Genomic DNA, 8,128 nt, shown 5'->3' with positions numbered 1-8,128 from the left:
ATATAACTGTTTTTTTATTGAAATCTACCTATTTATATGAGTAAAGATGCAAATATTTTGCTTTTTTCTCTGATATATAAAAAAAAAACACGTAATTTGCATAAACAAGTAAATGAACTTACTTTCCGTTTATTAAGGGTAAGAAAAACAATAAAACAAAACAAAAGGAACAAAAGAAGATAATTATGGAGTTCTCAGCTAAACAAATTGCAGAATTTATCCAAGGAATTATTGTAGGCGACGAAAATGCTACAGTACATACTTTTGCGAAAATAGAAGAAGGTATACCTGGGGCATTATCGTTTCTAGCAAACCCCAAATATACTAATTTCATCTACGAAACGAAGTCATCAATAGTACTGGTGAATAAAGATTTCGTACCTGAACACGAGGTGAAAGCAACGCTTATCAAGGTTGACAACGCATACGAAAGCTTGGCCAAGCTTATGAACTTATATGAAATGAGTCAGCCAAAGAAAACCGGTATTGATCCGCTAGCATCAATCTCTGATAAAGCTAAAATTGGGAACAATTGCTATATAGGTCCTTTTGCTTGTATCGAAGAAGGAGCCGTAATAGGCGACAATGTCTATATTCATCCACATGCAACGGTAGGAAGCAATGCTAAAATAGGAAATAATTGTATTATCTATCCGCATGTGACAATTTATCATGATTGCCGTATCGGAAACAATTGCATTCTGCATGCAGGAGCTGTAATCGGTGCTGACGGGTTCGGATTCGCTCCGTCCTCAGAAGGATATGAAAAGATCCCTCAGATTGGAATTGTGATATTGGAAGACAATGTTGAAATAGGAGCCAACACTTGTATTGACCGTGCCACAATGGGTGCAACAATAATTCATAAAGGCGTAAAACTTGACAATTTGGTTCAGATAGCCCATAACGTAGAAGTAGGAAGCAACACTGTGATGGCATCACAAGTTGGTATAGCCGGTTCTGCCAAAATAGGCGAATGGTGTATGTTCGGCGGACAGGTAGGCGTAGCAGGCCATATCAAAGTGGGAGACAAGGTAACTGTGGGAGCACAGTCTGGTATACCTGGAAATACAAAATCGGATATCGCTATAATGGGTTATCCAGCTATAGACCACAAGCAGTTTGCACGCTCTGCAATCATTTACAAGAAACTGCCTGACATGTATTCAGAATTGGGCAAACTACAGAGAGAAATAGAAGAATTGAAAAAACAAATAAACAAATAAATCACCCATGTTGAAACAACAGACTTTAAAAGGTAGCTTTTCACTGAATGGTAAAGGACTCCATACTGGAGTGAAACTGACAGTGACATTCAATCCTGCTCCGGAACATCACGGGTATAAGATTCAACGAATTGACTTAGACGACCAGCCTATAATAGACGCTGTAGCGGAAAATGTCATTGATACGACACGAGGTACAGTATTATCAAAGAACAATGTCAAGGTAAGCACTGTAGAACACGCACTTGCAGCTCTATATGCAGCAGGTATCGACAACTGTCTTATACAAGTAAACGGACCGGAATTCCCAATCCTGGACGGAAGCGCAAAAGCATACGTGGAATGTATAGAAAGAGTTGGAATAGAAGAACAGTCTGCTCCAAAAGACTACTATATAATAAAATCAAAAATTGAATTCCGCGACGAGGCTACCGGCTCATGTATCACTGTACTGCCTGACGACAGATTCAGTATAAACACTTTAATATCGTACGACTCGAATATTCTTACAAACCAGTTTGCCACACTTGAAAACATGGCAGACTTCCCAACAGAAATCGCTTCTGCGCGTACTTTCGTTTTCGTACGCGAAATTGAACCATTGCTCAATGCAGGACTCATCAAAGGAGGCGACCTGGACAACGCAATTGTAATATACGAAAAGCAGATGACTCAGGAAAGTTTTGACAAACTGGCTGATGTCATGAAAGTACCTCACATGGACGCAAGCCATTTGGGTTACATCAACCATATTCCTTTGGTATGGCCTAACGAACCTGCAAGACATAAACTTCTTGACATAATAGGTGATTTGGCACTTATTGGTAGACCTATCAAGGGAAGAATTATTGCTACAAGACCGGGACATACTATAAACAATAAATTCGCAAGACAACTTAGAAAGGAAATTCGTCTGCACGAAATCCAGGCTCCGATATACAACTGCAATGAAGAGCCGTTGATGGACGTAAACCGCATACGCGAATTGCTGCCTCACAGATATCCGTTCCAGCTTGTCGACAAGGTTATTGCCATGGGAGCAAACTATATAGTAGGCGTGAAGAACGTCACTTCAAACGAACCGTTCTTCCAGGGACATTTTCCTCAGGAACCTGTGATGCCGGGAGTACTTCAGATTGAAGCTATGGCACAGGTTGGAGGATTGCTCGTACTGAACTCTGTGGACGAACCTGAAAAGTATTCTACATATTTCATGAAGATAGACAATGTGAAGTTCCGTCAGAAAGTTGTTCCGGGAGACACATTGATATTCCGTGTTGAGCTCATGGCTCCTATCCGCCGTGGAGTTTCTACAATGAAGGGATATGTTTTTGTAGGAGAGAAAATAGTTTGCGAAGCTGAATTTATGGCTCAAATCGTAAAAAACAAATAATATAAATATGATAAGTCCTTTAGCATATATACATCCTGAAGCACAGATAGGAGAAAACGTTGAGATTGGTCCTTTTGTTTATATCGACAAGAATGTAGTAATAGGCGACAATAATATCATTATGCCTAATGTAAACATACTTTACGGAGCACGAATAGGAAACAACAACAGAATTTTCCCAGGTGCTGTAATCGGTGCAATCCCGCAGGATTTGAAATTCAAAGGTGAAGAAACAACTGCCGAAATCGGTGACAACAACACCATTAGAGAAAATGTTACTATAAACCGCGGTACAGCTGCGAAAGGAAAGACTGTGGTAGGAAGCAACAATCTTCTGATGGAAGGTGTACACGTAGCTCACGATGCTATTATAGGAAACGGATGTATCATCGGTAACTCAACCAAATTTGCAGGCGAAATTATTATTGACGACTACTCAATAATCAGTGCAAGCGTATTGATGCACCAGTTCTGCCGCGTAGGTGGATACGGAATGATACAGGGCGGAAGCCGCTTCAGCAAGGATATTCCACCGTTCATCATAGCAGGTAGAGACCCTATCGCATACTGCGGAATAAACATCGTCGGACTGAGAAGAAGAGGTTTCTCAAACGAACTGATTGAAAATATCCACAATGCCTACAGAATAATCTACAATAGCGGTAAAAACACTGCTGAGGCACTTGAACAGGTGAAACAGGAAGTACCTATGAGCAAGGAAATAGAATATATTATCTCGTTCATAGAAAATTCGCAGAGAGGTATTATCAGATAATCATTTTTTTGTATATTTACAAAATAAAGATTTAACACTATAATAAGATGGTTTACAAATTCAGACTCATATCAGATGAAGTCGATAACTTCCTCAGAGAAATAAAAATCGACTCAGACGCTTCATTCTATGATTTACATGAGGCAATCCTAAAGTGTACAGGTTATAAAGATGACCAGATGACTTCTTTCTTTATATGTGATGATGATTGGGAAAAAGAGACAGAAATCACTCTTGAAGATATGGGCACAAGCAGTTCGGACGAAGATATCTACATCATGAAAGATACTCCGTTGAGCGAACTTCTTGAGGACGAAAAGCAGAAACTGATATATGTTTTCGACCCATTGGCAGAAAGAATTTTCTTCATCGAACTGTCGGAAATCATTACAGGTCAGGATTTGAAACATGCTATATGTTCACGTCAGGAAGGTGAGGCTCCACAGCAGACTATCGATTTCGATGAACAGCTGAATACAGGACAATCACTTGACTTGGGTGAAAATTTCTACGGTGACGAAGACTACGACATGGAAGATTTCGACATGGACGGATTCGACATGACAGAAGGCAACCCTTACGACGACGATAAATATTAATAATAATATTGACTGAACAACGAAGCGAAGAATACGGCTTCAACTACAAATGTTGATAATCCGTCATTCTTCGCTTTCTTAATTTATAATAACTGATGAACGACAAGAAAACTCTCATAGTACTCATAGGACCAACAGGAGTAGGAAAGACTGACCTTAGCATAAAAATAGCAGAAAAATATGGTTCGCCAATCATTTCTGCCGATTCAAGGCAATTGTATTCCGACCTAAAGATTGGTACAGCTGCGCCAACGGAAGAATATCTGAAAAGGGTAAAACACTATTTCGTCGGCACACTGAAACTTACGGACTACTACAGCGCGGCACAGTATGAGAGCGAAGTCATCAGCCTTCTTGAAGAGCTTTTCAAGAGCAACGACACTATTCTTCTGACCGGAGGCTCCATGATGTATATAGATGCCATTTGCAAGGGCATTGACGACATTCCAACCGTGGACAACGAAACACGACAGATGATGATGGAGAAATACGAGAAAGAAGGTCTGGAAAGATTATGTGCCGAACTGAAACTGCTTGATCCGGAATATTACTCCATAGTTGACCTGAAGAACCCGAAAAGAGTGATTCACGCGCTTGAGATATGTTACATGACCGGTAAGACTTATACATCGTTCAGGACAGGAAACAGGAAACAGAGACCTTTCGACATAATAAAAATAGGGCTTTGCAGAGACAGGGAGGAGTTGTACGACCGTATCAACAAAAGGGTGGATATCATGATAAACGACGGACTGGTAGATGAAGTCAAGTCTGTATATCAATACAAAAACCTTAATTCGCTCAATACGGTTGGTTATAAGGAAATAATCCAATACCTTGAAGGAAACTGTACCCTGGAGTTCGCTATAGAAAAAATAAAGCAGAATTCACGAATATACTCCCGCAAACAAATGACATGGTTCAAGCGGGACAACGAAATCATATGGTTCCATCCTGACAGAGAGGATGAAATAATGGAGTATATCGAAGCGGAAAGAGGAAAATAATCCTAATGATTCAGATATAAAAGAAGTAGTGGAAAGACTACTTCACAAGACGTGAGAACGTAGTCTTTCCTAATATCTTGGACTGGAATATTAATGAGAAACTGTATCTGTGTCTGAGTTTGTCTACCCTTGTATGCTCAAGATTGTATTCTCTGACGGATTTATATTCCTTACGTATAGACAGGTAATCCTTTCTTGCCTTCATTACAGCATCAGCGTTCGAAAAATCCAACTTTAACAAGTAGAAAAGCACAGCCAGATAATCAAGGAAACAACGTACAGTCATCACCTTTCCCAATTCTTCGGAAGGTAGATTCTTATACATCATCAACAGATTGTTTCGGAAATTAAGATATGTCTTGCGGGGATTTTCTTTCTTCAGTGTAGCTCCGCCAACATGATAGACCTTGCTTCCAGGAATACACATCAGGCGGTATCCCCTACTCAGTAAACGCCAGCATAAGTCTATCTCTTCCATGTGGGCAAAGAATTTTGAGTCAAGCCCTCCCACCTTGGTGTAAACTTCTCGTCTTACAAACATTGCTGCTCCCGAAGCCCAGAATATTTCCGCAGGCTCGTCATACTGCCCATTATCCTTTTCCAGACAGTCAAACACTCTTCCACGACAGAACGGATATCCATACTTGTCAATATAACCACCTGAGGCTCCGGCATACTCGAACTTTGATTTATCATGATAGCTGAGTATCTTAGGCTGACATGCCGCAACATCACTATGTTCCTCCATATACGACAATACAGGCTCTATCCATCCATCGGTAACCTCTACATCGCTATTGAGCAAAACCACATATTCCGAATCGACATGGTCCATCACCTTATTATATCCACCGGCAAAACCAAGATTTTCCTTGAACGGAATAAGTCTGACAGTTGGAAACTCACGACTAACCACATCTGTGGAATTATCTGTAGAGCCATTGTCCGCCACACAAATCTCAGCCAATTCAGGATTGGTGAATTTCACGACAGAGGGCAGAAAAGTCCGCAACATTTCCGCCCCATTCCAGTTCAGTATAACAACAGAAACTTTCTTCATGCGATATACATGTTAATAGAATTGTTATTCCAAAATCTCAGACAATAATGACTCACCGTCAGAACTGAAATCCCCCAATCTTACCTTTACGAGTTGATTGTCCTTAGCTTTCTCGCTATCCAGTTCCACACGGATATAATTGTCAGTAAATCCGTGCATAGGCATTCCAGGCTTGGAATGTTCTGCCAGCACTACGGCTTCTTTTCCTTTATGACGGGCATAGAATTCCTTTAACTTCATATCCGACAATTCGAGCAATCGCTGACTTCTGGCATGTTTTTCTTCAGGAGAAACCACATAATCTATTTTCAAAGCCTGGGTTCCCGGACGCTCTGAATAGCTGAACACATGCAGCTGCGTAACATCGAGTGATTTAATGAAATTATATGCAGTCTCGAAATATTCAGGAGTTTCGCCTCTAGTACCTACAATCACATCTACACCTATAAATGCATCAGGCATAAGCTGTTTGATTTTCCGTATTTTAGAAGCAAAAAGTTCTGTGTCGTATCTGCGACGCATCAGTTTCAGAACTTCATCACAGCCTGACTGCAACGGAATATGAAAATGAGGCATAAACCTTTTTGATGTTGAAACAAAGTCTATTATTTCATCTGTGAGCAAGTTTGGCTCAATGGAAGAGATTCTGTATCTCTCTATTCCATCTACCTTGTCCAGCTCTTTGACAAGATCGAAAAAGGTTTCACCCGTAGTCTTACCGAAATCGCCGATATTCACCCCGGTAAGTACTATTTCCTTACCGCCTTCAGCTGCTACGTTTCTTGCCTGCTCTACAATTTCGGAAATAGTTCCGTTTCTGCTTCTTCCGCGGGCAAAAGGAATGGTACAATATGAACAGAAATAATCGCATCCGTCCTGGACCTTAAGAAAATATCGTGTACGGTCTCCCCTTGAGCAAGACGGCGAAAACTTGCGTATATCTTTTGTAGCAGTTGTAATGGCTTCTCCATGAGCTTTTTTCTCAAGTGTTCCGAGATATTTCATAAGATCACCTTTCTGTTCAGCACCCAGAACCAGGTCCACTCCTTCAATATCAGCAACAGTGTCAGGCTTAAGCTGTGCATAACAGCCTGTCACAATAACATAAGCTCCCGGATGGGATTTGACCAATTTATGAATAGCCTGACGACATTTTTTATCAGCTACCTCTGTAACGGAACATGTATTTACAACTATTATATCTGCTTTCTCTCCTTTTCTTACAGTTCTTATACCTGCATCCTTCAATGATTTTCCTATAGTTGAAGTTTCCGCAAAATTAAGTTTACAACCTAATGTATAATAAACAGCTTTCTTATCCTGAAAAACGGTAGTATCTATCATAAAAAATATTATTTTCCGCAAAGTTACTGATTATTTCAATATATATAAGAATGCATAGTACAACACTTATTCTTAAATGTAAAAAAAAGAAAAAGCAAACATGTTAAATATGTATAAATAGGCTGCAAAACATATTTTTTAGCAAATTTCTTACCTATAAAAAGAACAACATATTAAAAAACTATATATCTTTGCACTGTCAATTAAGATAACAACATAAGTATTACAGAATTTTAAAAGCAAAAAAGATGAAAAAGTTAGTATTTTTATTCGTTGCATTCGTTGCAGTATCTTTCGCATCATGTGGTGGTAACAAAAATGCAAATGCAGAAGCTACAGAAACAGCTGTAGTTGAAGAAGCTACTCCTGCTTGTGATTCAGTATGCTGCGATTCAGTTGCTTGTGATTCAGCTGCATGTGATTCAGCTAAAGCTTGCTGCAAGAAAGCTGAATAATTATCAGTGAATCTGATTAGGTAAAAAGTTTAAAGTCTGTGGATAACAATACCTACAGGCTTTTTTTGTGCCTATACACTTAGAATAAAGCGAGATATAATGTTTATAAACAAAATATCTCGCCTTAATTATACAATAAAATATGGTTCATCCGACATTTCGCGTGATGCGGCAATCATGGAGTGCATATAACCTTAGCTCAAAGTATCGTTCATCCCTAAATCCGTATGCCGCTCTCTTCAAGACCTTTATCTTGTTGTTGATTCCTT

General features: G+C 39.6%; 9 protein-coding genes. 6 read left to right on the top strand and 3 right to left on the bottom strand.

Annotated elements, in window-relative coordinates; translation table 11 throughout:
* The first annotated feature begins 185 nt into the window (after window positions 1-185).
* From lpxD to miaA, 5 genes are all read left to right on the top strand, one after another.
* Window positions 186-1,226 carry a UDP-3-O-(3-hydroxymyristoyl)glucosamine N-acyltransferase gene (lpxD, locus tag I6E24_RS14455; protein ID WP_235329249.1) on the top strand — a complete coding sequence of 347 codons (1,041 nt, stop codon included), beginning with the start codon at window positions 186-188 and terminating at the stop codon, window positions 1,224-1,226.
* Window positions 1,227-1,233: 7 nt separating this feature from the next.
* On the top strand, window positions 1,234-2,619 hold the full coding sequence (locus I6E24_RS14450; RefSeq protein WP_235329248.1) for a bifunctional UDP-3-O-[3-hydroxymyristoyl] N-acetylglucosamine deacetylase/3-hydroxyacyl-ACP dehydratase: 1,386 nt from the start codon (window positions 1,234-1,236) through the stop codon (window positions 2,617-2,619).
* 7 nt (window positions 2,620-2,626) lie between these two features.
* Complete coding sequence (gene lpxA, locus I6E24_RS14445) at window positions 2,627-3,394, top strand: acyl-ACP--UDP-N-acetylglucosamine O-acyltransferase (RefSeq protein ID WP_235329247.1); 768 nt, start codon at window positions 2,627-2,629, stop codon at window positions 3,392-3,394.
* A 47-nt stretch (window positions 3,395-3,441) separates the two neighbouring features.
* Window positions 3,442-3,993 carry a plasmid pRiA4b ORF-3 family protein gene (locus I6E24_RS14440; protein ID WP_235329246.1) on the top strand — a complete coding sequence of 184 codons (552 nt, stop codon included), beginning with the start codon at window positions 3,442-3,444 and terminating at the stop codon, window positions 3,991-3,993.
* A gap of 95 nt (window positions 3,994-4,088) precedes the next feature.
* Window positions 4,089-5,000: a tRNA (adenosine(37)-N6)-dimethylallyltransferase MiaA gene (gene miaA, locus I6E24_RS14435; RefSeq protein WP_235329245.1), complete on the top strand. Its 912-nt coding sequence runs from the start codon at window positions 4,089-4,091 to the stop codon at window positions 4,998-5,000.
* 37 nt (window positions 5,001-5,037) lie between these two features.
* On the opposite strand, the gene I6E24_RS14430 is transcribed toward miaA, so the two are convergent.
* Together I6E24_RS14430 and mtaB are read right to left on the bottom strand one after the other, a co-directional pair.
* A complete protein-coding gene (locus tag I6E24_RS14430; RefSeq protein ID WP_235329244.1) occupies window positions 5,038-6,060 on the bottom strand; it encodes a glycosyltransferase family 2 protein in 1,023 nt (340 codons plus the stop codon).
* A gap of 24 nt (window positions 6,061-6,084) precedes the next feature.
* Window positions 6,085-7,404, bottom strand: coding sequence for a tRNA (N(6)-L-threonylcarbamoyladenosine(37)-C(2))-methylthiotransferase MtaB (mtaB, locus tag I6E24_RS14425; RefSeq protein WP_235329243.1), 1,320 nt, complete (start codon window positions 7,402-7,404; stop codon window positions 6,085-6,087).
* A gap of 248 nt (window positions 7,405-7,652) precedes the next feature.
* Here mtaB and I6E24_RS14420 point away from each other — a divergent pair, with 248 nt between their 5' ends.
* Complete coding sequence (locus I6E24_RS14420) at window positions 7,653-7,859, top strand: hypothetical protein (protein ID WP_235329241.1); 207 nt, start codon at window positions 7,653-7,655, stop codon at window positions 7,857-7,859.
* Window positions 7,860-8,006: 147 nt separating this feature from the next.
* Here the strand turns inward: I6E24_RS14420 and I6E24_RS14415 are convergent.
* On the bottom strand, window positions 8,007-8,128 hold a 122-nt coding region (locus tag I6E24_RS14415), incomplete at its 5' end, for a transposase (RefSeq protein WP_235328481.1).

Source organism: Bacteroides caecigallinarum, assembly GCF_021530995.1.
GTDB classification, from domain to species: Bacteria; Bacteroidota; Bacteroidia; order Bacteroidales; family Bacteroidaceae; genus Phocaeicola; species Phocaeicola faecigallinarum.
Note: the sequence above shows the minus strand (reverse complement) of the source record. Positions and strands in the feature narration are given on the sequence as shown.